A 25,741-nucleotide genomic window follows, 5' to 3' on the forward strand; every position below is an offset into this window, starting at 1 on the left:
TCTTCCCTACTTATATTTTCCTGTCTTCAACTTTTTTACGAATGAACCGAAATTTCAATTGCTTTAGAACCCGTTTGCAATACACTGGATCGAGACTTTTTTCCCCCATTTGAACGGGAACAGAGTATCTCTGCCCTCAAGAACCCTCGAATAAACTGCGTGGTCTGTCGACCCCTACCTAACAAAAATCGCCCCTCCTTTTCCATCAATCGCGTTAAATCTCGGCTTGACGTGGAAGGTACTTTAGGCATATGTCGGTACCTCGTGTACCTCCAACGGCCGCAGGATAAACCCCCTTTTAGTGTTTTGTACCATTCCGGTTCTGTATCTTTCAGGAATTCTATAAATTCCTCTGTAGAAATGGGAGATGAAACAGTCTCAGGGTATTTCTTTATATCCTCCAGATATAACTCTATTGTCGTTCTTAACGGAAAAGGTTTTAACATGGTTATATAATGTACCCCAAAAACTGGACAGTATGTTAAGATAGAAAATCATGCCTGGCTAAAGGCAGGCATGGAAGAGAAAAAGGTTTGGAAAGGGGGTATAAAATAAGAGGTGGAGAGGAAGCAATATAATGGGGAATTTAAGGCGAGAGTAGCGATAGAAGCGATAAAGGGGGAGAAGACTGCAAACGAGCTAGCAGGGCAATATGGGGTACACCCAACGCAGATAGCACAGTGGAAGAAGCAGGTAATAGAAGAGATACCGAGGATATTTTCGCTGAAGAAGGTGCAAGATGCCAGAAAGGAGGATGAATTGCGTGCGTCGTTGTACCAGCAGATAGGGCAATTGAAGGTTGAACTGGATTGGCTGAAAAAAAAGTTGGGATCAACGGTTGAGGAAAGGAAGAGGTTAATAGAGCCAGAAAATGAGGAGATAAGTGTAAGTCGGCAGTGTGAGTTACTGGGGATATCCCGTTCAGTCTTTTATTATAAGGCGATTGGTGAGAGTGCATATAATCTTCAATTGATGAACCTGATAGATGAGTATTATACGGGGTATCCGTTTTATGGGGTAAGGCGGTTGACGGCATGGTTAAGAAAGGAAGGGCATGAGGTAAACCCTAAGAGGGTAAAACGGTTAATGAGGAAGATGGGATTATATGCGATCTATCCGAAGCCTTGGCTAAGTAAAGGAGGTGAAGGACACAAGAAATACCCATATTTACTCAGAGGATTGAGTATAGAGTATCCAGATCACGTGTGGTGTGCGGATATAACGTACATACGGCTCAATCAGGGGTATGTATATCTCATGGCAATAATGGACTGGTATAGTCGGTATGTGCTGTCGTGGGAGACATCAATAACCCTGGATGTGGGATTTTGTCTGGAAGCATTAGACAGGGCAATAAGGAAGGGATGCCCTGAGATATTTAACACGGACCAGGGATCGCAGTTTACGAGCAATGCGTTTACTGGGAAATTAGAGGGAGCCGGGGTAAAGATCAGCATGGATGGAAGGGGACGAGTGTTTGATAACATTTTTATAGAGCGTTTGTGGAGGTCGATAAAATACGAGGAGGTGTATTTAAAAGACTATAAGACGGTAAGAGAGGCAGTGGATGGTTTAAGGAGGTATTTTGATTTTTATAACAACGAGAGATTACATCAGTCGCTTGAATACAGAGCGCCAGCAACGCTGTATTGTAGTAACAAAAAGGCACGGAAAGGAGAGATGGTAAATACTCTTGAACTGACCGGGTAAAAATGGCAAGAAAGCAAGAACGGAGAAATGCACAGCGGATGAGCAGAAAAACTCCATTCCGCTCCGCTCCATTCCGTTTTCCTGCTCATCAAATAATTAAAAGATACTTCGCATAAACAATACTAAAATTCTATCTTATTTTTATTAAATAATTGTCTAGACAATGGGGTACACCTTAATTTGTGCTAACAGACCAAAAGGCATAGAGAGGAAGCGAGGAACTTGAATCCTTGTTGATTAATTTCATCGTGTAAAATCCTTTGTGCTAAGATGCGTCTCACCGGACGATCATTTTCATTAACCATCATAATGAGGAGTCCGTTTATGCACACCATCAAAGGTAGTCTCGTTGTTCTTTTGTTTTACAGAGGGAAAGGACAGTTGTTCCTTTGATGTAGACAATGCAGGAGATAACCAATGAACATCCGATGGATGGATACTATAGTATCACCTTATAAAAACTTTTTTTTAGCACGTTTTTGACCGTTTATTTCAATGAATATCCTGACAGGAGCAAAGTATGAGAAAGTTTATTTTGTACGCGAATATCATGGTTCTTCTTTTTTTTCTGGCAACAGACCTGATGGCAGATGTAGTTACGGTTTTTGAACACACCTATGTGCGCGAGACCGGATCACCCAAAGCGCGGACAAACACATTCTCCGGCATTAAAGGTCCCGCTACTATACGGGTGACCAATGGCGGTCTTGAGGGAGCAGACAACAAGAAGGTAAGCAATGCAGATATTGTATTAAATGGAGAGACCATCATCGACTCATCCAATTTTCATCAAAATGTAGAAATAGTAGACGTAGAGAAGACCCTTGACGGCAGAATAAATACGATTGAAGTTACCGTAAAAGGCAAACCGGGAGGGGCATTAACCGTCCAGGTACTTGCAGAAGATGGGGATGTCGACTTTGACGGCGATGGTTTTACGAGAGTCGATGGGGATTGTGATGATAACAACTCCTCCGTAAATCCGGGAGCTACAGAGATCAAGAAGAACGGCATTGATGATGACTGTAACGCATTGACACCGGATGATGATACAGGAGTAAACCTCCCGCCCGATCCCGGTGAGGAAGGAAAGAAAACACTGCTTGGGATAGATACGGATGGCGATGGGGTACGTGATGACATTCAAAGGTACATATACTTTACCTACCCCGATGACAAGAAACTTCGATTAGGTCTTACATATTATGCTATTGAGTTCCAGGGCGTGCTCAAAGATGCTAACGACCGAGAGGCTTCCTACGATCATGCAACAAAGATGCATCGCAATGTTGAATGTCTTTTTTACCTTAAAGATGAGGAAGCTATAGACATTTGTAATGCACTGCGCGCAAAAATACTGAATACCAGGGAACGGAGCATGGCATACATCACGTACAGTGACAATCTGGGCGGCAGAGTAATTTCAGGAGCTCCGCTGAAAGAATGGAAGGGCAGTTGTTCTTTTGATGTAGATGATACAGGAGGTGACCAATGAACATCCGACGGATATCCAATAGAGTACTTCTTGTTAGCTTCCTTGCTCTGTCAGGTGTGGTTTATGGTGAGGGTGAGCAACAATGTCAACCAGAGGTCGTTGTCTTTTTTGGCAACGGTGTGTGGAATGATGTGGAAAATGCCAACTTGAGTAAAATAGTATTACAAAAACGGCTAGAAAAACATATAATAGGAACAAACTTGGAAGGTATGATAACATACAAATTAGCTTACAATCCCTCCAATGGTTATTTGGAAGACCTGCTGGAGACATTTGAACAAGATTTACAAACGAACTACAGTCTGTTCTGGAACTATCTTGCCGAATGGGATATCATGCCAGACTTCCTTCAAGATAAAATACTTACGATAGCAAAGGAGGTTGACGCTGCTGTAGTAAGCGCCAACCCATCGGTACAAGAGCATATTGCTTTGTATAATACCTATCTAAGTGAAGGCAAAATGATTGTGCTTGTCGCGCATTCTCAGGGTAATCTGTATGGCAACATTGCATATCTTGGCATAGACCCGCAATATATCGATGGATTTGGCATGGTATCGGTGGCAAATCCAGACAGTTACGTTGCCGGTGGAGGTCCCTACACGACAATTAACGAAGATTTTATCATCAACAGCATTCTATCTGCATTACCACCGAATCTTGACAATTTCTTCGGCCCTCTCAATTGGGGCGATATCTGGGGTGGCCATAATTTTATAAAGTCTTATATGGCTCCCGGCCATAAGGCAGAAGCGAAAATCCTTAATGACGTTGTCTCTATGGTCAACGAACTCATACCATCGAACACAGAAGCCGTAGAAATAGTGCTACGTATAATATTTTCGAGGTGGTCTGCGGTAATCCTGGTACAACATTTATAACTATACCGCAGGATGCATATATCACGGAAATCCGTACCTATCACTGGTGTGATGAAGGCCAGCCAGCAGGAACACATGCTTTATACAATTGCAACTCATTTCTCATGTATGGGCCATTTCCAGGAACGACCGACTTTCGTTCCTGGGTATCGCATCCCAATACCTATGTGCCCGCAGGAAGCTATGAAGTCATCGATTCTGAACCAAGTACCTGGTTACACACGTATGGCGGGGGATTTGTAATAATCAAGGGTATATTGTGTTACTAACGTGCATTCATTGTGGGTGGCAGATTTATTAAAGGCGCTCCACAGAAAGAATGAAAGAACAGTTGTTCTTTTGATGTAGACGGCACGGGAGGCGAACAATGAAAGTTCTATAGATGAGGCACTCTTGTAATTATCGTTACGATTATTATTGTGTCAATTGTGCTTTATCGTACAGGATGCATAACTCGTTTAGATACCTGCTCCCGTTTATTTCAATGAATGTCCCGACAGCATATCTTTTGTATGGTGCAAGACGTGTTTTGAATTAGATTGATTTAAAACAAATTCAAACATTTGGTTGCAGCTTGTTGCGTTATGCATATGGCACAAGAAATCATGTCCGGACTATAATAAATTGTTTATTATTTTATCATAACGGCTTCCGTAGCCACATATCTCCATTTTCCTTTCACTTTCGGAAACGGCTGTTAACGTTATTTTCAGATACTCTCTGGGTAAACATCCGGACACTTTATCCGCCCATTCCACAATAGCCACACCATTTCCATAGATCATTTCATCACTCCCAATGTCCAGCATCTCCTGCGTATCTTCCAGCCTGTATGCATCGAAATGATAAACCGAAATACGCCCTTTATATTTATGCACTAATGAAAACGTAGGACTTTTCACCACTCTCCTGTCTGTAATGCCCAGTCCCTGAACAATACCTTTTACCAGGGTAGTCTTTCCGGCGCCAAGTTCACCTTCCAGGGCAATAACGTCCCCTGGTGATAATAGCATACCGAGCTTTTTGCCAAACCTCACTGTTTCCTCCACACTCACACTTTTCACAATCAATTCTTTTTTTTTCATGGTTAACAAACATCTTTACCAAATAGTAATACTGGTATAAAAACTTTCCTTTTAGGTAAGTTTTTTCCCTTCCCTCGCTGAGGTGGAGAAACACGGGTGTTAATTTGCAGTGGCTATGCTCGCTATGATTTCAGATGTTCGTACCCACGTGGCTTTATACGGCGGATATTGCCACTGGAAGATTTCATCTGAATGCCGCGTAGTCSTGGTGTCACAATTTCTCCAATGCAACTTACCTTTACATCGGCAAGCAAACCGGATGATAAGACCCTTTTTGCCTGCGCCTTCGATAACGTCATCAACAATTCATAATCTTCACCGTCTGATAAAGCATGATACAGTGGTGTATGCCCAGTTTTTCTTGATAATTCCACTGCTGCATGAGAGACAGGAATATGATCTTCGTATAAAATGGCGCCAACGCCACTCTCTTCCAGGATGTGATTTAAATCTGCCGTCAATCCGTCACTGATATCAATCATGGCATGTATCGTAAAGTTCTTATTCAAAGCAAGCGCCTCTTTCAGTCGAGGTTCGAAAGAAAGATGCTTACCAAGAATCGATCCTCCGAGTGCCCCCGTTACCAGTATCTTGTCTCCTGCCTTTGCACCCGAACGCCTGATGGGTTTTAATCCATCATCCCTCCCCAACATGGTAACGCTGATACAGAAGGGGCTGCTGCCGCTAATGATATCACCTCCTACGATTTCGATATTATACTTATCTGCAACATCCCATATACCTTTATAGAGTTCCCTCGCAAATTTTTCGGTGGTATGCTGAGGGAAACAAATTGAGATCACGGCAATCGTTGGTTGACACCCCATTGCAGCTATGTCACTGATATTACAGGCAATTGCCTTCCTGCCAGCATCTCTGACGGTACATTTTTTCAAATCAAAATGTGTGCCATCCACCAGCATGTCCGTTGTAATCAGGGTTAATTTATCAGAAGCAACGTTTATAACCGCACAATCATCCCCTATACCCAGCATTACATCTTTACGCCGTTTCTGCCGCTTACGAATCCATTCTATAAATGAAAATTCACCCATAAAGGTCATCTGTTGGTGTTAAACATGTAAAAAGAATTTTGCAGAGAGATACTATAGCATCTTTAACTTGCTTGGCTCAACATTTTAAATTTATTAGTATGTGTTCTTTTGCTTTGGATGCAGATGAACACGGACCATCAGGATTAAAAAAATATCTTAATACAGCACAGCCGCAACCAAAAGACCACCTCTTTTTCCCCGAGATTTTATTTTTTTTGTTTTGCCTCTTAATATCTCGTAGATTGCGAAATATCGTTGAAACCGCATCAATCATTGTTTACACTTGAAGTCATGAATATCGAATTCTTTCAATCCATCGCCCTGTCAGTAGCCAATGAACGGTCAGTGGATGTTGTTTTTTGTAATATCGTGAATGGGTTGGCTGACGATCCTAATGTTGTTCTTGCCAGAATCTGGATCATAGGACCTGGCGACCTATGCAATGTCTGCCCCTGGTTAAAAAATTGTCCTGATCAGACGAAATGCTTACATCTGGTGGCAAGCAATGGTCTATCGCTTCACAGTAAACAACGCTACACCTGGCTTAAAGGTCATTATAAACGCTTCCCTCTTTATACTGAAGAACCGGACAACATCACTGCCACAGGGAAAATAGGTTATATTGGAGGGACCGGTAAGGCTATTTTACGCAACGATATCATCGAAAATCCCAACTGGTTGCTGGATACTGAATGGGCAAAACGGGAAAAGATAGCCAGTTTCGCCGGCCAACCATTAGTGTTTCGGGATGAGATTCTTGGCGTGCTCGCTCTTTTCAGCAGAAAAGTACTGGATCAATCACACCTGATCATGCTTCGAACCTTTGCTTACAACGCTGCATCAGCTATTGCCAATGCCAGGGCATTTGAGGAAATCGAACAATTACGCCGCCAGTTGGAACTAGAAAATGAATATCTTCGCGACAAAGTCCGGGATGTGGCTACCTTTGGAAACATTGTAGGACAGAGTCCGGCATTGCAAAAGACCCTTCAGCAAATAGAGCTGGTAGCGCCTACAGACGCAACGGTTCTTATTCATGGAGAGTCTGGAACGGGAAAAGAACTGATCGCCCTGGCAATTCATCAACGAAGCAGAAGAAAAAATCACCCTCTCATTAAAGTCAACTGTGCTTCCATCCCACGTGAACTCTTTGAGAGCGAGTTTTTTGGACACGTAAAAGGAGCATTTACGGGAGCGCTTAGGGATCGGACAGGGAGATTTCAGCTTGCAGACGGGGGGACTCTTTTTCTTGATGAGGTGGGAGATATACCCCTGGAACTACAAAGCAAGTTACTGCGCGTGCTTCAGGAAGGCGAATATGAAAGGATTGGAGAGGAAAGGACCCGCCGGGTAAATGTGAGGGTAATTGCCGCTACCAATCGGGATCTGAAAAAGGAGATGGAAGCAAAACGGTTTCGGCAGGACCTTTACTTTCGATTAAGCGCTTTTCCCCTGGAAATTGTTCCTCTCCGAAACAGGAAGGAAGACATACCTCTTTTAGCAAAAGAATTTTTAAAACAGATTTGTCAGAGCATGGGATTAAAAGAATTGCCTTTGAAGGAAAAGCACATTCTTCAACTCTGGAACTATGACTGGCCTGGAAATATACGAGAACTGCGAAATGTGATTGAGCGCGCAGTAATTGTATCGAAAGGAAGGGAGTTGCGGATAGATTTGCCGGAAACGTCTACCGAAAAGGCCTTACCGATTGTGCCTTATTACGTCAAGGGCGTAGAACGATCCGGAGAAATCCTAACGTATGAGGATTTAAAAAAGCTGGAAAAAGAAAATATTCTGGCTGCACTCCACCAAACAAACTGGAAGGTGTCCGGCCCTGGTGGAGCAGCAGAACTTCTCGGCATGAAACCTACCACCCTTGCATCTCAAATGAAGGCCTTTGGAATTCAGAAACGATCTTAGTCGGGAAAACCTTACCCTACGTATTTTTCATATAACAAAAGGGAGTTGTGCAAACATCGCACAGCTCCCTTTCATTCATCACTACATACGGGAAAACGGATATTACAAATTAATGCGTCTTCCCCATTGATCTTGCGCCTTCGTCAATTTTTCCTTCACCATGATGAGGTTTACCATCCTTCATGCCTAACTCCAGCAATTTTCTGTTGATGTACTCAACTTCCTCAGCAGGCGCATGGTGCGTATCTAACCAACCTGGATCCGGACACAGATCGAAGATCGTCTTTCCAGGGTGATTCTTCACAATGTAAGGACCTGTCAACTGATCAAGCCATTCGCCCGTCTTCCAGAAACTCTCCGGAACCCAGGTAATGCCAACCTTCTTCTCGATGGCTGCAAGTCTCCTTGCCTGAGAAGCATCCTGCTTCACATTGACCAACCAACGATCCATACCGAACGAACCATCCGAGTACGTAGCATCGTTCCATGAACCGTGTGCCATACCCTTGTAGATGTATGTCTGGAAGTATCCTACACTTTCAAAGCACAGCCTTTCAATATCTGAGCAGTTCGACATCCTGAACTCACCTGACTCACCAGTCTTTCCACCGTATTCAGGACCATCATGATATGCGCCGATCTTCAAACTCCAGATATGCTGACCTGACCAGTCAGGACACAGATCTTTTGGCATTGGATCAGCAACACCATCCTTGACAAGGTCTTCAGCTACCTTGAATGTCTCACGATACTTTAAACCTGCATCCTTAACGGATTCATCCAAGGCCTGTAAGTTTTCCTTTGCAAACCTGGGTGAGTGACAATCGTCGCACACTGATGCCCAACGATCCCTCTTCTCTTTCCAGATCGGAGCGCCACGGTCAGCCATGGACATACCCATACTGGTATATACCGTGCTGAATCTCTGTACGTTGTGGTGACCACCCCTCATATGGCAATACTGGCAGGTTGGACCAACATAATCTGCATCAGCCAACTTCTTTGAGAAGTCGAACTGCTTTGGATCCCACTTGTTCACCTGATATACGGTACCATGGAGACCAATATCATAAGCCTCCCAGTCCCTGTGATCCTTACCCCAGTGGCATGTCTTGCATTGCTCTGCCTTCCTTGCAACCTTCGGATCAAACTGATGCCTCTGGTGGCAGGTGCTGCACCTTTCTTCTGAGCTGGTGTGACAAAATGTGCAACCTGCCGTATCCCCTGGCGGTCTCTCAATTGACCATGCGCATTCCACCTGGGCAAAGCTCGAACAGGAAGCATGCGAACCAATACCACCCTGGCCAGACTCGCTGTACTGCGTCTCGTGGCATTCACTGGTGCCGCAAGCCTTGGATGACGGCATGGTCAGCTTCTGGTGGTTATTGCCATGACAGGTGTCACAACCCGTTGGGCTCGGTTCTGCCCTCGAATGAGCGCTCTTCTTATAATCCCTTACAATTCCCGGAGTCATAACCGAGTGGCATGCAATACACTGCTCTAACTGAAACGTACCTTTGATTGGGTTTGAAGGCCTTACCTCATCCCTGTTGTACATATAATCAGGAATGTAATAACGATATGCAGGTAATGTCTTCCAGAACTTGCTGTATTTTCCAGGATAAGGCGGAGCATTCTCATGCTTCGGATATCCCATGTATTTTGCACCTAAACCAGAAAAGAACACCTTACCGTTGTTATCAGGCTCACCGGGCACACCATACACTTCATGAGGCACCCAGTGGGTGATGATTTCTACGGCCTTTGCTTCTTTTGTCATCAGATTGGCTACTACACCCATCGTCCCACAACCTATTAATGCTGACGTCAAAGTCCATTTCCAAAATCTACACATTATATCCTCCTTTCTCACATCTTTATCGTGGCGTAAAATAACCATCACTCAACCATTCAACAATTTTTCTATAAAACAAGATTTTCTGTAAGCATATTAATCACCTCCCTTTCCTGACGAATGTTTACACAGCCATACATATTTTTCTCATAAGAAGAAGAGAATTACGAGTTGCAATGAGTTTTGTATCGAAAATAATATATGCAGTTGAACAGATACAATATTTTCCCCAAACTGAGTACGATGATGACATAAAGAAAAGATGGCAAAAGAAAAATTGCAAATGGTACCAAAATGAGAACCGCAAATCTTTTCAATAGAGAGAGTGCTGCTAACATTTTTCCCCCTTTCTCTTGCCATAAAGACACAATTAGATGAAGTTTTTGTGTCTTTGTGGCATAATCGTTTACAACCTTAAACCTTGAATGAACAACCTTATTTTCCCGATAGTAATATATTACCTTTGCCATCTGCTATATCTTTAGATTTCAGGTCTTTTCCCACCAAACAAGTGTCCAGGTAGATCTTGCCATTGCTGAATTTGCTATATCTGGATTTAACCATGTCTCCAACATTGAAGTTATTTAACCCTCGATTAAGGCATAACGGTAATTCTTTGGTTCAAAACCCCAGTCACCTTTGTTTCCGTTCACTGCGAAAACGCCAGTTAATATACATGCGATAAGAAACAGGGCTATGGTTCCTAAAAGAGAGTCCTCATAGCAATTCTTCCTGAAAAATGTTTGTTGTGTAACGGTATGTACTGTCATGGCCTTCTGACAACCTTGTAAGCCTTTCTCCACATCATCGCCTCCCTTCTCAATAACCGTGAAATATACAATGATGTTATATTCGCTTCTTTTTGTTCTGTATTTTTCAAAAACAAACTATATACCAACATATTCAAGTAAAACTCAACAACCATGATATCAACGGGTTGTGACTTACAAAGAACCAATAAATATGCTTACGAAATTTAAAAAAATTACGAAAATCTGGGTTTTTATCTACGATATTTCGTAGCGAGGACATAATGAAAGGGGGTTGTCTTGAACAGGGAAGATTCTTGGCAATGTTACGTTGGGTGAGGTGGGTTGAGCAGAGTGAAAGTACAACAAATTACAATACTGCCAGTGGATTCAGATGTGTAGTTTCAGTAGATTATGATTATATACGATAAATTTCTCCTTATAAACAGCGAATGAATGACCGTGGTTCAAGAGAGCTAACCCGACCTTCGCAATTCGAGGGGTAGGCAAACCGCTAAGCCATGAAAATCAAGGGGTCATGTAAAAAGGTCGGCACTACAGACCGACCTATCCTGATGCATAAATCTTGGGCGGAGGTTGTTCAGGAAGCATCAATCCCAATTGTGCCAAAAGGAGAACAACATCCTTTTCCGGCTGTGTATAGCGGCTCATGACAATGTGACGGCCATCTGTGGTTGGTAAATGAACGTCAATCATTTGAATGCTCGATAGTTTTTCCAAAATTGCTTCGGATGTAAGCCCTGCGGCTCGTCCCCGCGCAAGATTTCGCAGCGTCGTGTGGAGACAGAATGCCAAAAAGGAGACAAAAATATGGGCTTCAATCCTCCTTTCCAATTGGTGCCATATGGGGCGGATGGAAAGCGATCCCTTTAAATCCTTGAATGCCTGTTCAATCCGCGTCAACAGCAAATAATTTTCCCACACGGTTTCTGGTGCGGTGGCTTGCATGTTGGAACGAAACAAATAACGCCCCTCGCGCCGATACGCCTGCCTCAGGCGTTCCCGATCCAAACTGAACCGGAACGTATTTTCATTGACCGGCTCCTGCGGTTTGGGAATGGAAATATTGACCAATCTGAAGTCTCGTCCGGCTTCTTTCTTTAACGCGCCAATATGCATGAGCAGATCATCGCGCGTGAGGACCTTTCGATTGCGAAGTTCGCGCAAACCCGCCCACAAACGTCTGAGTCTGCGCCAACGCATGGAACGTTCCTTGGCCACCCGGTCCTGGCTTTCCACGTAAACGTAAAACTCCGACTCTTGCTGAAGAATTTTCACACGGACGCTTTCCCGCGCCTGCATCCACGTCTGTTCAAGCAACGGTTTTTCTACCCGCGTCAAATGCCCCTTCGGAGTACCAACCAAATAATCAATCCCCCGCTCACGCATCTTTTCCAACACCTCCTCCGTTGGAATACCTCTATCCATGAGCCAGGTGCGCCGAAATTTCCCATACCGCTTTTCTATCCGATCCAGAAACTCCTCTAATGTCGCAGTGTCTCTTGTATTACCGGGATATACTTCGTAGGCGACGGGAAACCCTTCCGGCGTCAATACCAACGCCACTACCACCTGCACACAATCCGAACGTTTGTCACGACTGTACCCAAAACGTTTTTTACTCACAGCATCCGCCGCCGGCGGTTCACTCTCGAAATACGTACTCGTCAAATCATACAGCAGCACATCATACTTCCTTCGCGCCAAACAGCTTGCCCCATTGCCCTTTTAAAAAACCAAACAGCTCGTCGCGGTGCTCAAGCAGCAAATCCAAACAACGATACGGCTTGTCCTTCTGTGCCAGCGAATCATCTTCCCCCAACAAATCTCCCATTGCGCTACGCACATACCACTCACGGTGAAAACGAAATTCGCTTCCCGGATCGATCAGCCAGTAACAGACAAGCGCCTTGAGCATATTCAGCCAGCTTGTCCCCTTCCGGCTTGATGGCAGACGACTCCTCCAAAAGATGTCCAGTTCCAACATATCCCACAAATATAATCCCAACCAACTTGCTCCCCATTGCCGGGGACAGCGCAATTCTATTTTGTCCAACCTCACCTGGACGGTCTCACAATCCGGTATGGGCAAGGCTTCCCGGTCGTCCGGAAATAATGCCACTTGTCTTGCTGTGGGCTTTTCACCCGCGACTGCCTCTATCGTCCGAACCCACCCCGCTCGTTGGTTGTCATTGAGTTCTCCCAGGTAGAGCACTTGTCGCTGTATCACTCTGCCTCCGCTGATCCGACGGTTCTCTACTACGCTCCAATACCGGTGGGTTTTCCCGTCTTTTGTCCGTGTCTTTTCTCGTAAAAACATGCGGACATTTTCTCACGCCACCGTGAAGTCGTCAAGAGGGTAGGTCGGCACTACAAGCCGTTTTTGAAATCGACCCCAGTAAAATCAATGGTTTCCAGGAGACAAATACCCAAAAATGGTTATTTTTGGGCATGTATAGCTGGGAAACCCTTGATATTAAAGGGATGAATCTTCAAAACGGCTTGTAGTGCCGACCTTTTTCCACGATCCCTTGAATTTACTGGCTTAGCGGCTTATACACCCCTCGAATTGCGAAGGTCGGGCTAACTCCACCATGCGTTGCTCCAGTGGTGCATGCTCGGGGCCAAAGCAAACTAATACCCGTTTTGGTTCCTCCCCCTTACCCCCTCCAGAGGGGGACAGTTTCGTTTCAGCCTCTGCCTGTAAATATCGTGTGCCGCTGAGCGGTTCTACTCTTGTAAATTCAATCAGCTTGCCGCCTTTTGCCCTTACGCCTGTACGAAGCAGTTCATCCCACCAATTGCTTTGGCGCAGGGTTTCGCCGCTGCGGGCAATGGATGTATCGGCAGTAAGTTCTCCTCCTGTATCCCCCGCTGGTGGAAGATTTGTTCCCCTTTGGAGGGGGTGGGGGGAGGACTCGAATTCTTCGAACGATTTTGCCACTGGCGTTGGAACGGCTTCAACCGTGAAGGGGCCGGTTACCCGTAATCGTTTGCTGTCTATAAACGGCTGGTCATATAATGTTTCCTGTGCGGGTGGCTCGTTGTTGGCAATGCTTTTGAGGGTAATGTGCGGAACGGTCTTGTATTTAAAACCGCTGCCAACGCCTTCATTGGGATGCGCCAGTTCGTAGTAATTAAAACTTGCAGTCAATAAGCGCTGTTTGGCAAGGGTAATGGCAACCCTTGAGGTATCACAGGTGATCCATCGTCTACCCCAATTTTCAGCCACATAAGCCGTTGTGCCACTGCCGCAGGTAATGTCCAGGACAAGATCACCTGGGTCAGTGGACATGAGAAGGCAGCGTTGAATTACTTTTGTGTTTGTTTCAACTACATACTTAATTCCAACAGGAGCAGATGTATCTGCCCAAAGAGATGTAATAGGTGTGATTGAATAATCGCTAAGTTTTAAAACATAATTTATTGTTTCACCATCTTCATAAGGCTCTATTCTTTTTGCTTTAATCAATCTTTCAAATCCCTGTTCATCGGTTTTCCAACTTTTTCCTTTCGGTGGTAAATATTCCTTGCCTTTAATTTTAACTGGGAAAACCCTATTTGCATCGTAACCTATAGGATGCATTGCTACATATCATAAAATGTCAACGCCCTTAGGTAAAAGTTTGTGATTGTTGATTTCGTCAATGTTTATTTTGATTCTCTTTCCTTCTTTAGTTTCATAATAATTCCAATGACTATTTCCCTCAACATTTGTTTCTCCAAACAATTGACGATACTTTAATTTGTCTTTACTCATTGAATAGTAAATTATGAAATCACAAACTTCCTCTAAATATTTTGTACCTAAAGGTATTGTTTCCTTTCTGAATTTTATAAGCGACACAAAATTTTCACTCCCAAAAACCTCCGACATCAATTCCCTCACGTGATGCACATTCTCATCGCTGATCTGCACAAACACACTGCCGCTTTCGTGCAGAAGTTCTCTTGCAAGCAGGAGTCGGTCACGCAAATAGGCGAGGTAGCTGTGGATGCCCAGTTCCCATGTATCTCTAAAGGCTTTTATCATTTCCGGCTCGGCGGTCAGGTCTTTGTCTTTGCCGTCTTTCACATCCCGCTTGTTTACAAAGGGCTGGAAGTTGCTGCCGTATTTAATGCCATAGGGCGGATCGAAATAGACCATCTGCACCTTGCCACCCATGCCTTCTTTTTCTAACAAAGAATTTATCACGAGCAGGCTATCGCCCGTAATCAGGCGATTGCTCCAGCCTTCCTTGTGTTTGTAAAATTCAATGGCTTCCCGCAGGGGTTTCTTGTGCTCTTCAAACAAACTCAGTTGCCTCCACCCCCTGCCCCCGCCAGCGGGGGACATTTTTACGGTTTCAATTATTCGCTTCGGATCAATGCGTTCGTGCACATGCAGGCTTACGGTGGGCACTTCAAAGTTGGTATGTTCTGCCTTGCCCGCCCATTGCAGTTGCGGGTCAAGATGGGGGTCGTATTGGTATTTTTTCTTCTTTTGCCCGCCATTATCGGCGTGTGCATCCACCAGGCCCACGGGTGGATATTGAGCCTTTCTTTATCTTTGTGTTCGTATTGTTCGATAGGTTTCGAATTTGATCCTGTATTCTTTTTTCTTGTCATAGATTTCCCGGAGATTACTGTTTCGTATTCTTCAGATTGGTCTGTACTGCATAAAATTCAATGTGCTATGGAAGAACATGTGAAATAAACAACAAGAGTAAGGGGGCAAGTTAAGGGGAAAATGCGTCGTAAAGTATTGATAAGTCATAAGTCAGATCGAAATCGACTTATGACCTAAAGTTTTTTTATCACGTATTTTTTTCACAAAATAATGCCGTGCTGTGCAGAGCGGCAGGCACCGTCAACTTACGAGTGCGAGTATTTCTTTCATGGCAATCGGCTCAGCAAAAAAATTGTCAGCGCCATTTATCAAAAAATCACACCGTTCCTGAAGGTTTTTAGAAGCTACAGCGGTCACGATGTTGGGAAATTTCTTTTTTATGTCCATAAGGAATCGACATCCATCTAAACCCCCAACCTCAGTATCCACAAGGATAAAATCAATTTTATATCTCTTCAAAGCAGCAGTTGCGTGCCCTGTGGAATTAACAAAAAACAATCTTAAGCCCTTTCCTTTGGATACATTACAGAGAAGTTTCTTAAAAATCTCATTCCCGCTCACTACCAATACATTCTGGTTGGCCTGTTGCCTCTTTCTGAGGTGACTGCCGAACATACTTTTGTATAATAATTTTTTCTGTACCGACTCAATGATAATATTCAATTCCCTGTCACTGAAATTTTTTGTCAGGTAATCGCTTACCCCGAAAGACAAAATATGCATCCAATCTTCAATAGTTTCTATTTCAACAATTGATCCCATATCAGGAAACTCATCCCGAATGTCTTTTAATAACTCAAATTCATTAATCCTCACGGTGTCTAAGTCCGAGACAACAATATCACATTTGTTCTTTCGCAATAATGCAATAGCCTGTTGCTTTTTGTTGGCCTCATAAACAATGTATCCCTGTCTTTGCAACAAGTCCTCCAGATATTTGGATCGTGCCTCTTTCATGGACACAATTACTATCTTTACGTCACCCTTCGCGGCCAATTGCTTGTTTATGAGGGTATACTTCTCCCTCTCTTTAATTAACTCGATGACTCTCTCACTTTCAACAGATTGAGCGCCAATCTCATATTTAACACCCGTAGATGTCAGGGACTCAAATACCCTCCTTACTTCAACATAAATTTTCTTCTGAGGATTTTTATAAAGCTGTCCCGAAGTCTTTATCGATGACAGATAAAATTTTATTGTTAAAATATCGCCTGGCGTTAAGGGCCTGTCGATAACAAATCGAATCCCGTGTTTGGAAATATCCTTTATACGAATCGGTATCTCCGGAAATATTTCAGACACCCCTCTTTCCATAACGGAACAAACCCCTTCGATCTCTATATCAAATCGCTTTTCGGCGCGGCGATCATCAATATTGATATTCTTCTCAGGTGGAAATATTATAATCGGTTCTGTCTTTGACTCCTGTAGCACCTCCAATGTCTGAATTAATTCCGAGATAAAACTCTGTGCTGTTTTAAGTTCATCAACTGACAATTCTAAAAGGGGTTCCTTCCAGGGTTCGTTGTACATGGCATTTTATGAATAATTTCATCAACCTTTCAGATTCTCTTTTAAGTACATTTGTACCTTTTTCCCATCTACTGAACTGCCATATTTGCTCATAATCAGCTTCATTGCAGCACCTATCTCTTTCGCAGTAAATTTATTCGTTTCAATGACTTCATTGACAATTTTTTTAATTTCATCATCTGGCAATTGTTTTGGCAAGTATTCCTCAACAATTGCAATCTCTCCATCCAACTCCTTTACTTTATCCGGCAGATGGAGTTTTTCATATTCTTCGCGGGTCTTCTTGAGTTTCTTATAATACCCGCGAACGACCTCAACATAGTCGATCTGGTCCTTTGGTTTACCGGATGTATCTGCAATCTTGATATCGGCAAGCACCATACGCAGCACCGATGTCCGTAATTTATCTTGTGCCTTCATAGCACATTTTAATTCTTCCGTTACCCGTTCTTTTACATTCATGGCTTATTCCTCTTTAAATGAATACCCGCCCACTTTGTGCCCGCAATTAGGGCAATATAAAGGCGTACCCTCGTAATATTTCCCGCAGTACTTACACGGTGTTAAGATTTCTACCTGCTTGGTTTGCCTTGTCCTCATAATCAAATATATCGGTAAAAAGACAATCATCAGCAAAAAAACACCCATCATCCAGCCGGTGGCTGCAAGTGTCTTGTAACCTCTTTTTTTTGCATCCGTGTACACCCAAACGGCTACTCCCGCCGCAATAAGTAATCCGATAAATCGCATACATGTATCCTTTCGAAATTTTTTGTGAAATATAACACATAAGATTTATCCAGTCAAACAATTATCTCAAAAACGTTTGTCTCTGAATGACAAGGAAACCTGAAAAAATTACTCTTGAAAGAATCGTCTCTTTTAGTAAAATAGCAACACTGATTTTTTGCTTTCAGTAATAATTTTGTTGTCCTTTATGGAGAATATTGAATGAAATATATATACACGGCGCCGGACTGTCCAAAATGTGAGTCTTTAAAGAAGAAATACAGGGCTGAAGGAATACAGTTTGTTGAAAGAAATGCAGACCGGATAAAGCAGCCAGAGGACGGAATCGACCAGGAAGCTTTAGTCCTGGCTTCAATGCAAAATATGGAACTACCCGTTGAGGTTAATATCTAATTGAGGTATCGATGCTAAACCTTTCTTTACACCTCGGCTCCGCCCAGTATAACTGCATTCTGAGCAGAGCCGAAAGATTTAACTTATGACTTAACCAATCCCCAACGTTCACGGATGCGCCTTTCCACCTTCATGAAAAACAGCCGGTCGACCAGGATACCGATCATAATAATTACCAGCATTACGGCAATGACCTGACTCATGTCATTTAATTCTCTTCCAATCATCAAAAGGTGTCCCAATCCCAGGCATACGATTAATAATTCACCAGCCATTAACGAACGCCAGGCAAAAGACCAACCCTGCTTCATCCCTATAAGGATATTCGGGAGGGCGGCCGGAATAATTACCTCAAGATACAGTTTCCATCTTCTTGCACCCATAGTCTTTGCAGCACGAATATAAAGCGGAGGCACATTTTTAACCCCGGAATCCGTCCCGGTAGCAATAGAAAGCACCGCACCCATAAAAACCAAAAATATAATCGCCCTATCGTTCAAACCAAACCAAAGCAGGGAGAGGGGTAACCAACAAATGGTCGGCAATGTTTGCAGACCGGAAATCAAAGAACCGAGTGTCTCTTCAAAAATTCGGAATCTGCCGATAAGTAATCCTACAAGAACACCGATACCAATAGAAATTCCGTAACCAATGGCGATTCTTTTCATACTTATTGCTACTCCAATCAGAAGGCTTTGATCATGGAATCCCCGAGCCAATGTCTTACATACGGAAACAGGAGAAGGAAGGATATATTCTGGCCATATCCCCCACAAAAATAATAGTTCCCAAAGGCCTATAAGGAGAAGAAAGAATATCACCCTTTTCAGTATACTATACATTTCTCAAATCCCTCCGCCAATATCTGTCTTTGCAGGCGCTTCCGTTGTGCATTTTATATCACACTCAATACACGAATCTGTATCCATCTCATGTTTCACCACCTTATCAATTTCGGCTTTTAGTTCTTTCATGATCTTCGTGGAATATTCTGCCACGTTTACATCGTTGTCATCCCGTGGCCGTGGTAAATCAACAAAAAACTCTTTCTTGATTCTTCCAGGAGAAGTAGAAAGGATAAAGATACGATCCGCCAAACATACCGCCTCACGGATATTATGCGTAACAAACAGGATCGTCTTCTTCGTCTTCATCCATATATTCTGCAATTCGAAGTGGAGTATCCATCTCGTCTGCGCATCCAATGCAGAAAAGGGCTCATCCATTAAAAGCATCTCCGGATTCATCGCCAGCGCCCTTGCTATTGCTACTCGTTGTTTCATACCGCCGGACAGTTCATGTACATGAGCATTCTGAAATTTTGTCAAATGCACCATCTTGAGATATTCAAGGGCAATATTCCTGCGCTCCTTACCATTTATACCTTTTAGTTTTAAACCGAATTCAACATTTTTTACCACATTGAGCCAGGGGAAAAGGGCTGCTTCCTGAAATATTACAACCCGATCCGGCCCGGCGCAATTAACTCTGCGACCATTGGCCCATACTTCCCCCGAATCAGCCTTTTCAAGGCCTGCAACGATATTCATAAGCGTGGTTTTTCCACATCCGGAAGGCCCAACAAGGCAGACAAATTCCCCTTGTTTAATTTCCAGATTTATATCTTCCAATACATACACACTTCCATTTTTTGATTGAAACGATTTAGACACATGCCGAATGCATAAATCTGATCTTACAACATTATTCACTTGAGATGTTGCCAGTTCGCTATCAACTTTTTCATGATCCAATTCTATCAAATTCTCAATTCCTACGCTTTCCGACATTGTTTACCACCTCCAAATAGCCTCAATTATTTATTATTCACTTTTACCAGGGGCAATGATCTCTCTTTGAGCACCTCGTTGAGTAACCTCAAGTCAACCAACCCGGACAAATCGGGCATTTGATTTCCCAAAAACTTTGCATGATATGCCATTTCTGCATAAGAGAACAGTGACGGGATGATAGGATCGTAGGTAGCCTCCAGTCGTGAGAATGCATCATCAATAACTTCTTTTGGGAGGGACACACCCGAAAGAGCCTTAATCTGGTTACAAACATTCCTCTTTGCCTTTTTTGGGTGTTGATTGATCCAACGGGTTATTTTGACATGAGCTGCCAACCACCGTTTGACCAAATCAGGGTGTTTTTCCAAAAAATTCGTTCCAACAATCATGAGCGCAGAACTAAACCGACCGTCTTTCCATAAAGTTTTTTCATCAAGAAAAACCTCGCCACCCGCCTCTTTAATGAGCCTTGTTCCCCACGGTTCCGGCACCCAGGCGCCATCGATTTGTTTTCGCATAAAAAGATTTAAAATATCAGGATTGCGTAACGGGAGGATATCGACTGTTCCGCCTTTTTCTCTTGGTTTCAGGCCACAATTTCTGATATATCCCCGAAGGGCAATATCCTGTGTGTTCCCGAGCTGAGGCGTTGCGATCCTCTTCCCGGAAAGATCAGCAGCTTTTTTTACCCTGGAATCAGGCCTTACTATAAACAACGACCCACCACTTGCCACACCCGCAATTACCCTTAACGCTTTTCCACCTGACCGCACATATCCGTTGATAACAGGACTCGGGCCGACATATGCAATGTCTATATCCCCAGAAAATACCGCCTCGATAATAGAAGGACCCGCATTAAACAGAGTTGACTTTATCTTGATCTGAGGTCCCAGATATGCCGCAAAGGTACCATCGGCCATCCCAATAACAGCCTGCGCATGGGTGATATTTGGAAAATATCCTACCCGAACAGAGGTATCCGTAATCTTCCGTGAACAGGCATTACCGGTAACAATGAAAAAAAACAAGAGCAACAAACTAACCCGGATTCTCAAAATAGTAACCATATTTCTGAGGTCTTAACAAAGTACAACAAATTCTACCGTCTTAATAGATATTTAACCAAAAAAAATTTATTATATTGAATACGTTAACACGTCATTCGTTCTTTTTTCCAGTGACTCCTTAACACGCTTACACATATCGGCGAAAGTCATTGTATCCAGCACATCTGCAATTGCGTTCCGAATGTCCATCATCACACCTCGTATGACACAGGTTACTTCTTCTGAACATGGCTTGTAAGATATTTTACTCACACAGTCCACCGGTGCAATAGCGCCATCAAGCGCACGGATCACTTCCCCTAATGTAATCAAATCAGGCGACCTTGCCAGTTCATAACCGCCTTTAAGACCTATCTTGCTATTGAGTATGCCTACTTTTCTGAGGGTAAGAAGAATATTTTCTAAAAATTTTTGCGGAATCTTCTCTTTTGCAGAAATTTCCTTGATCTGTACAGCGCCATTTTTATAATTCATGGAAAGATAGATCATCGCCCGTAAGGCATAATCACTTTTTTTAGATAGTTTCATAAATCTTGTCCATCCACAATAACAATATATATAGAAGTTGTAGACATTTTAACAAAACAAAAAAGAATGTCAACTACTTTTTTACACCTGTTTTCTCACATTATTTCTGCCGCCTTAATAATGACTTTGTCCAGCGTGTTAAATTTTTCTATATAAGCAACACGTTCACACCGTAAATCAGATACCTGATTGATAATGCTATCCACTTCATAGAATTTTTCGACATTGTATCTGGACAAATCCATACCTTCAACGAATGCAGGCACTTCAAGATTCCAGTATTTATCTTTAACCCATTTGTTAGTACCCCGCACAATACCCCGGATAATAGCTGACATCTCCGGGATCTCTACCCGTTGCACCTTACGTTTAAAAACTTTAACACCGTTTGGATGGTTTTCAATAATCTCCCCAAGACCTCCTGTATTTAACTGGTAGCATTGAACCTTGCCTTCGTGCCGCTTCACAAAATCATAGAACCAATTTCCTTCATATGATTTGTCCCCTATAATAAACGGATTAGTACCCACCTCCCTGATAGATTCTCCTGCGCGCCTTGGATCACCTGCAGACGTCTCAATGGATTCACCCAGCATGAAGGCGGCTGCCGCCTGTTCCGGTGTGAGTCTGGCGGCAAGGGGTACCACAGTATGGCGGCGAGTAATAAAGGCAACAATTAACTCATCCAGGACATCAACAGGAGGCAGATTGATGTCGTTCGAAATATATGGACTAAGATCCTCCCGGATCATAATTCCCCGTCCGTTGCTGGTCAACGTATCGTTTTCAAAATAGAGATTCCCTTCGTAATCGATCATCACATTTTCAAAGATTGCATCGCGGGATGTTGCAGCCTTGTAAATGACCGGCTGAGTTACAGGGTCGAGACCTTCAGTCTTTAAATAGAACCCACGCTCAGAACCATAGGCGGTACCATCTTTCTTGAGAAAGACCACGTCATCCTGAAGTATTTCAATTCCTTCGTCCTTGTCGTTTAATCCATGGGTATGACAGGTATGTGTTGTTTTCCCGGTGCCACTCATCCCAAAGATAAGCATTCCGTATCTTCTCAGACGCCCATCCGGCCCCTTCGCCTTCAAAATCTTTGAACCCGCATGAAGACCCAGCATCCCCCGCTGTTTGGCATTCCACATGGCCATCCTCAGGAATCCCTTTTTGGATTCACCATAATAATCAGTCCCCAAAACAACCGTCGTGCTTATCTCCGGAAAGACCAGAATTTGTCGTTCACCCTCCTGCCATTCAGGAATATAAAGAATATGCTGTTTCGGTTCGCCATGAGGTTTGACTGGAAAAAGTGTCGCCCATGTCATATAGGCAAGACGGATCATCTCAGGCCTCTGGATGGAAACAAAAATGGTACAATTTGGTGAAAATTCATCATTATTTCCCATGGTTCGATTTATCCGTACAATAGGCGCCAGTTTGACGTATTCTTCAAGAGAACATAATGTTTTAGAAAGATTGTCCATGATCTCCGTTTGCTGCGGATTAAGCGTCTTCTGACGAACAGCATCGCTCCCCACATAAACAGTTACTTTTGCGCTACGGTTCTTGACGGTAGAATGGACAGCCACATTCCCAAATTTGGTAAATGATGCACACCGTTCAGCACTGCGACGCAATGTCCAATCAGTAGAGTTAATAACATTCGGAGCACCTTTTAAATATTCTATAATCCAATTCACTACCTGAAACTCTTTTACGGACGATGGCGTAGGTGATGACATTTCGAATCCCCTTATCAGCCTGTAATGTAATTATTAAATCAAACCTTCGGCAGCTTTTGTGCATCTGCAGGGGTGAGGTTACCGCGCCCCTACAGCCACATTGATTTTTCTAATATTAAAACACAAATTTACCTTCAAAAAGGCTCTGAATCCAACTTAAAATTTTCCCATTATAGTAAATTAAACGAATTATGCAAAGAAAAAACGGGGATCAGTACTATAGGTATATATTTTTCATTTCTAAAATAAACAATACCTAGGATTCAATCTCATTGAGAAGATTTGCAACAGCAGACCTTGTTTCGGCCGGTTCTCTTTGCTGCATATAACGCTTCATCTGCCCTTTTTACAAGGTCTTCTGCATTATTCGCATCTTGAGGAAAGCATGCAACACCAATACTGACTGACAATTGGGACCTCATCCCGTCATGTTTAAACGGGTATGCATAAATGGTAGAACGTATTCGTTCGGAGAGGGTAACCGCAGGGAGTATATCTGTCTCCCTCAATAGTACGGCAAATTCCTCCCCTCCATAACGGGCACAGACGTCGACGACCCGAACGTGCGCCTTGATTAGATCGCCAACGGTCTTCAAAACCTGATCACCTGTCTGGTGCCCGTATGTGTCGTTAAAATGCTTAAAATGGTCTATATCGATCATTAAAAGCGAAACCGGATACTGGTAACGTTTCGAACCTTCAGTGTTTTCATCCAGCCTCCTGTGGAATTCCTTATGATTTACTAAATTAGTAAGTCCGTCGGTAATCGCAAGCTGTTGGACTTCTCCGTACAGTTTTGCATTTTCTATTGCAACAGCCGCTTGATAAGCCAGGGTAAAGAGAATTTCTTCATCCTCCAGGGTAAATCGCTCATCGTTGACCTTATTTGCCAGGAACAACCCGCCTATGACCGTATGGTTCATTTTAATCGGCACACCCAAAAGCGTATCGATAGGAGGATGATTTACCGGCAAACTTGCATGATATTGGTCATTTGCCACATTATCCAGCCGCAGGGACATACCTTTCGATAGCACCCTCTCCAAAAACCCACAAGACCGCACCATGGCTTTAGCGCCCTCGCTTAGAGCTTTCGACAGCGCCATCCCTCCAAACCCACCCTTCGATTGACCTTCACCACAAACCGCTTCCGATGGATTCGGCAGAGAAACCTTGAAATGTTTTATCTCTTCACCGCCCTCATCTGACAAAAGAAGAGCACTCATTTCGGCATTAATCAGCCTTTTGGCAATATTGGCAATGTCCTGCAATAATCGATCAATCTCAATATGGGAATGTACCTCTATCGCCACATCATTAAGATACTTGAGCTGTTCAATCTTCCGCTTAATAGAGGCAATCATGACATTAAAGGTTCTTCCTAACTGTCCAATCTCATCACCATGCGTAAAAGGGACTTCTTTGGTAAAATCACCCCTGGCGATCTCTTTCGATATTGAGGTAAAAACATTGATACGTTTTGTTCCCAATCGTCCAACGGCGATAGACACTCCCGCAACGACACAGGCTATAACACCAGCAATACTTAAAACATAAGACATATGGCTTTTCACAGGCTCAAGAAAGGTCGCTTCGGGTATCGTGCCAATAATCCGCCATCCGTTACTTGTAACCCTGAGCACCGAATGATAGGTAGACGTTCCCACTACCAGCCGATGCTGGAAATAATGGGGAGGTGACACCTTAGTTACCGCATCCATTACCTCTGGTATATCAGTAGAGATTATCTCTTTTATATCAATTCCATATCGGTCTCCCCTCAGGATCTGTTCTTTGGCTTCTGGCTTTATAGGCGCCCATGATTGAAAAACCAAATCCCTTTTTGCGGAATGGGCAATACGCACCCCATCCGAATTTGACAGCATTACCATATTTCCTACACCTATCCGTCCATTCTCATGTTCAACAATCTCCCATAATTCCTCAGCCCTGCACTGTAGCGCCAGAACTCCGGATATTTTATCTTTATCATAGATGGGTACGCTAAAATAAATACTGGGCACTCCCCCATCCATGCATGGCGCCGAAACATAGTTTGTTCCATTCATGGCCTCACAGAAAAAGGGTCTCGCAGCGTAGTTCACGCCCGTCATATTGTTTGTATTCAACACTACATGCCCCTCACTATCGAAAAGCAAGGCGGCTAAAAAATCAGGGTCGATACGTAATCTGGCCCGGAAAAAAGCGGTGGTTTGAAAAAAGAGATGTGGCTGTTTCTCTCTGGATGCCTTCAGGATGCGAATCAACTGAGGTATCTTGAAAAGCCCATTAATATGCTTGAACTTAAAGTTTATGAAGTTATGAATGGCCGCCGAAGTGTTTTTTGTTTGGACATCAAGGAGGTGGATCGTCTGTTCCGTCAACTTGATTTTCGCTGACCGATAAAACCCGTATGTTACGGTAAGAAGCGGCAGGATAGATACCAGCAGAAGAACGATAAGAAGTTTTGTACCAATGGGTAGATTTTTGAATAGATTCATGTATAGGTAAACATGTATCACACCTCTAATCCCCCCCCC

20 protein-coding genes and 1 pseudogene are annotated in these 25,741 nt (G+C 43.4%); 5 read left to right on the plus strand and 16 right to left on the minus strand.

The window, feature by feature from the left end:
• The first annotated feature begins 558 nt into the window (after window positions 1-558).
• The 3 genes from BROSI_RS11180 to BROSI_RS11190 all read left to right on the plus strand — a co-directional run bounded on the left by BROSI_RS11180 (window position 559) and on the right by BROSI_RS11190 (window position 4,086).
• Window positions 559-1,710: an IS3 family transposase gene (locus BROSI_RS11180; RefSeq protein ID WP_082059179.1), complete on the plus strand. Its 1,152-nt coding sequence runs from the start codon at window positions 559-561 to the stop codon at window positions 1,708-1,710.
• Between the two features lie 520 nt (window positions 1,711-2,230).
• Complete coding sequence (locus BROSI_RS11185; protein WP_052563885.1) at window positions 2,231-3,205, plus strand: putative metal-binding motif-containing protein; 975 nt, start codon at window positions 2,231-2,233, stop codon at window positions 3,203-3,205.
• Window positions 3,202-4,086: a hypothetical protein gene (locus tag BROSI_RS11190; RefSeq protein WP_052563886.1), complete on the plus strand. Its 885-nt coding sequence runs from the start codon at window positions 3,202-3,204 to the stop codon at window positions 4,084-4,086. The genes BROSI_RS11185 and BROSI_RS11190 overlap by 4 nt, the downstream gene beginning before the upstream one ends.
• A 614-nt stretch (window positions 4,087-4,700) precedes the next feature.
• Here BROSI_RS11190 and tsaE read toward each other — a convergent pair.
• The gene (gene tsaE, locus BROSI_RS11195) at window positions 4,701-5,171 is read right to left on the minus strand and encodes a tRNA (adenosine(37)-N6)-threonylcarbamoyltransferase complex ATPase subunit type 1 TsaE (protein ID WP_052563887.1); all 471 of its coding nucleotides are present in this window, start codon (window positions 5,169-5,171) and stop codon (window positions 4,701-4,703) included.
• Window positions 5,172-5,293: 122 nt separating this feature from the next.
• Window positions 5,294-6,226, minus strand: a complete 933-nt coding sequence (thiL, locus tag BROSI_RS11200) for a thiamine-phosphate kinase (RefSeq protein ID WP_052563888.1) — start codon at window positions 6,224-6,226, stop codon at window positions 5,294-5,296.
• A gap of 291 nt (window positions 6,227-6,517) precedes the next feature.
• Between thiL and BROSI_RS11210 the strand changes: the two genes are divergently transcribed.
• Window positions 6,518-8,146 (plus strand): sigma-54-dependent Fis family transcriptional regulator, encoded by a 1,629-nt coding sequence (locus BROSI_RS11210; RefSeq protein ID WP_052565798.1) that lies wholly within the window; start codon window positions 6,518-6,520, stop codon window positions 8,144-8,146.
• A 109-nt stretch (window positions 8,147-8,255) separates the two neighbouring features.
• Here BROSI_RS11210 and hdh read toward each other — a convergent pair whose 3' ends face one another.
• The 8 genes and pseudogenes from hdh to BROSI_RS11255 form a co-directional block, all read right to left on the minus strand.
• Window positions 8,256-10,001: a hydrazine dehydrogenase gene (gene hdh, locus BROSI_RS11215; RefSeq protein WP_052563890.1), complete on the minus strand. Its 1,746-nt coding sequence runs from the start codon at window positions 9,999-10,001 to the stop codon at window positions 8,256-8,258.
• Between the two features lie 584 nt (window positions 10,002-10,585).
• Entirely contained in the window at window positions 10,586-10,804 is a 219-nt protein-coding gene (locus BROSI_RS11225) for a hypothetical protein (RefSeq protein ID WP_052563892.1), read from the minus strand.
• A gap of 513 nt (window positions 10,805-11,317) precedes the next feature.
• Window positions 11,318-13,091, minus strand: a pseudogene (locus BROSI_RS11230) (IS1634 family transposase).
• A gap of 225 nt (window positions 13,092-13,316) precedes the next feature.
• Entirely contained in the window at window positions 13,317-14,357 is a 1,041-nt protein-coding gene (locus BROSI_RS20520; protein ID WP_052563893.1) for a DNA methyltransferase, read from the minus strand.
• 9 nt (window positions 14,358-14,366) lie between these two features.
• On the minus strand, window positions 14,367-15,293 hold the full coding sequence (locus BROSI_RS20525) for a DNA methyltransferase (protein ID WP_052563894.1): 927 nt from the start codon (window positions 15,291-15,293) through the stop codon (window positions 14,367-14,369).
• A gap of 327 nt (window positions 15,294-15,620) precedes the next feature.
• Window positions 15,621-16,880, minus strand: coding sequence for a response regulator (locus BROSI_RS11245; protein WP_162183241.1), 1,260 nt, complete (start codon window positions 16,878-16,880; stop codon window positions 15,621-15,623).
• A gap of 57 nt (window positions 16,881-16,937) precedes the next feature.
• On the minus strand, window positions 16,938-17,378 hold the full coding sequence (locus BROSI_RS11250) for a GatB/YqeY domain-containing protein (protein ID WP_052563896.1): 441 nt from the start codon (window positions 17,376-17,378) through the stop codon (window positions 16,938-16,940).
• A 3-nt stretch (window positions 17,379-17,381) separates the two neighbouring features.
• Complete coding sequence (locus BROSI_RS11255) at window positions 17,382-17,666, minus strand: hypothetical protein (protein WP_052563897.1); 285 nt, start codon at window positions 17,664-17,666, stop codon at window positions 17,382-17,384.
• A 201-nt stretch (window positions 17,667-17,867) separates the two neighbouring features.
• Between BROSI_RS11255 and BROSI_RS11260 the strand changes: the two genes are divergently transcribed.
• Window positions 17,868-18,059, plus strand: coding sequence for a thioredoxin domain-containing protein (locus BROSI_RS11260; RefSeq protein ID WP_052563898.1), 192 nt, complete (start codon window positions 17,868-17,870; stop codon window positions 18,057-18,059).
• Window positions 18,060-18,142: 83 nt separating this feature from the next.
• Here the strand turns inward: BROSI_RS11260 and BROSI_RS11265 are convergent, their stop codons facing one another.
• From BROSI_RS11265 to BROSI_RS11290, 6 genes are all read right to left on the minus strand, one after another.
• Window positions 18,143-18,901, minus strand: a complete 759-nt coding sequence (locus BROSI_RS11265; protein ID WP_052563899.1) for an ABC transporter permease — start codon at window positions 18,899-18,901, stop codon at window positions 18,143-18,145.
• 3 nt (window positions 18,902-18,904) lie between these two features.
• Window positions 18,905-19,849 carry an ABC transporter ATP-binding protein gene (locus tag BROSI_RS11270; protein WP_082059181.1) on the minus strand — a complete coding sequence of 315 codons (945 nt, stop codon included), beginning with the start codon at window positions 19,847-19,849 and terminating at the stop codon, window positions 18,905-18,907.
• Between the two features lie 26 nt (window positions 19,850-19,875).
• Window positions 19,876-20,922, minus strand: a complete 1,047-nt coding sequence (locus BROSI_RS11275) for an ABC transporter substrate-binding protein (protein ID WP_052563900.1) — start codon at window positions 20,920-20,922, stop codon at window positions 19,876-19,878.
• Between the two features lie 69 nt (window positions 20,923-20,991).
• A complete protein-coding gene (locus BROSI_RS11280; RefSeq protein ID WP_052563901.1) occupies window positions 20,992-21,450 on the minus strand; it encodes an RrF2 family transcriptional regulator in 459 nt (152 codons plus the stop codon).
• A 95-nt stretch (window positions 21,451-21,545) separates the two neighbouring features.
• A complete protein-coding gene (locus tag BROSI_RS11285; protein WP_052563902.1) occupies window positions 21,546-23,201 on the minus strand; it encodes a phosphoenolpyruvate carboxykinase in 1,656 nt (551 codons plus the stop codon).
• 269 nt (window positions 23,202-23,470) lie between these two features.
• On the minus strand, window positions 23,471-25,702 hold the full coding sequence (locus BROSI_RS11290; protein ID WP_162183242.1) for a diguanylate cyclase: 2,232 nt from the start codon (window positions 25,700-25,702) through the stop codon (window positions 23,471-23,473).
• Window positions 25,703-25,741: the final 39 nt, after the last annotated feature.

The organism is Candidatus Brocadia sinica JPN1 (assembly GCF_000949635.1).
GTDB lineage: Bacteria > Planctomycetota > Brocadiia > Brocadiales > Brocadiaceae > Brocadia > Brocadia sinica.

What these genes read in the sequence shown, in the direction of transcription:
- BROSI_RS11275 (WP_052563900.1), bottom strand. Translation starts at nt 20,922, where the DNA reads ATGGTTACTATTTTGAGAATCCGGGTTAGTTTGTTGCTCTTGTTTTTT.
- BROSI_RS11250 (WP_052563896.1), bottom strand. Translation starts at nt 17,378, where the DNA reads ATGAATGTAAAAGAACGGGTAACGGAAGAATTAAAATGTGCTATGAAG.
- tsaE (WP_052563887.1), bottom strand. Translation starts at nt 5,171, where the DNA reads ATGAAAAAAAAAGAATTGATTGTGAAAAGTGTGAGTGTGGAGGAAACA.
- BROSI_RS11255 (WP_052563897.1), bottom strand. Translation starts at nt 17,666, where the DNA reads ATGCGATTTATCGGATTACTTATTGCGGCGGGAGTAGCCGTTTGGGTG.
- BROSI_RS11260 (WP_052563898.1), top strand. Translation starts at nt 17,868, where the DNA reads ATGAAATATATATACACGGCGCCGGACTGTCCAAAATGTGAGTCTTTA.
- BROSI_RS11265 (WP_052563899.1), bottom strand. Translation starts at nt 18,901, where the DNA reads ATGTATAGTATACTGAAAAGGGTGATATTCTTTCTTCTCCTTATAGGC.
- BROSI_RS11210 (WP_052565798.1), top strand. Translation starts at nt 6,518, where the DNA reads ATGAATATCGAATTCTTTCAATCCATCGCCCTGTCAGTAGCCAATGAA.
- BROSI_RS11285 (WP_052563902.1), bottom strand. Translation starts at nt 23,201, where the DNA reads ATGTCATCACCTACGCCATCGTCCGTAAAAGAGTTTCAGGTAGTGAAT.
- BROSI_RS11280 (WP_052563901.1), bottom strand. Translation starts at nt 21,450, where the DNA reads ATGAAACTATCTAAAAAAAGTGATTATGCCTTACGGGCGATGATCTAT.
- BROSI_RS11290 (WP_162183242.1), bottom strand. Translation starts at nt 25,702, where the DNA reads ATGAATCTATTCAAAAATCTACCCATTGGTACAAAACTTCTTATCGTT.
- BROSI_RS20520 (WP_052563893.1), bottom strand. Translation starts at nt 14,357, where the DNA reads ATGCATCCTATAGGTTACGATGCAAATAGGGTTTTCCCAGTTAAAATT.
- BROSI_RS11190 (WP_052563886.1), top strand. Translation starts at nt 3,202, where the DNA reads ATGAACATCCGACGGATATCCAATAGAGTACTTCTTGTTAGCTTCCTT.
- hdh (WP_052563890.1), bottom strand. Translation starts at nt 10,001, where the DNA reads ATGTGTAGATTTTGGAAATGGACTTTGACGTCAGCATTAATAGGTTGT.
- BROSI_RS11270 (WP_082059181.1), bottom strand. Translation starts at nt 19,849, where the DNA reads ATGTCGGAAAGCGTAGGAATTGAGAATTTGATAGAATTGGATCATGAA.
- BROSI_RS11185 (WP_052563885.1), top strand. Translation starts at nt 2,231, where the DNA reads ATGAGAAAGTTTATTTTGTACGCGAATATCATGGTTCTTCTTTTTTTT.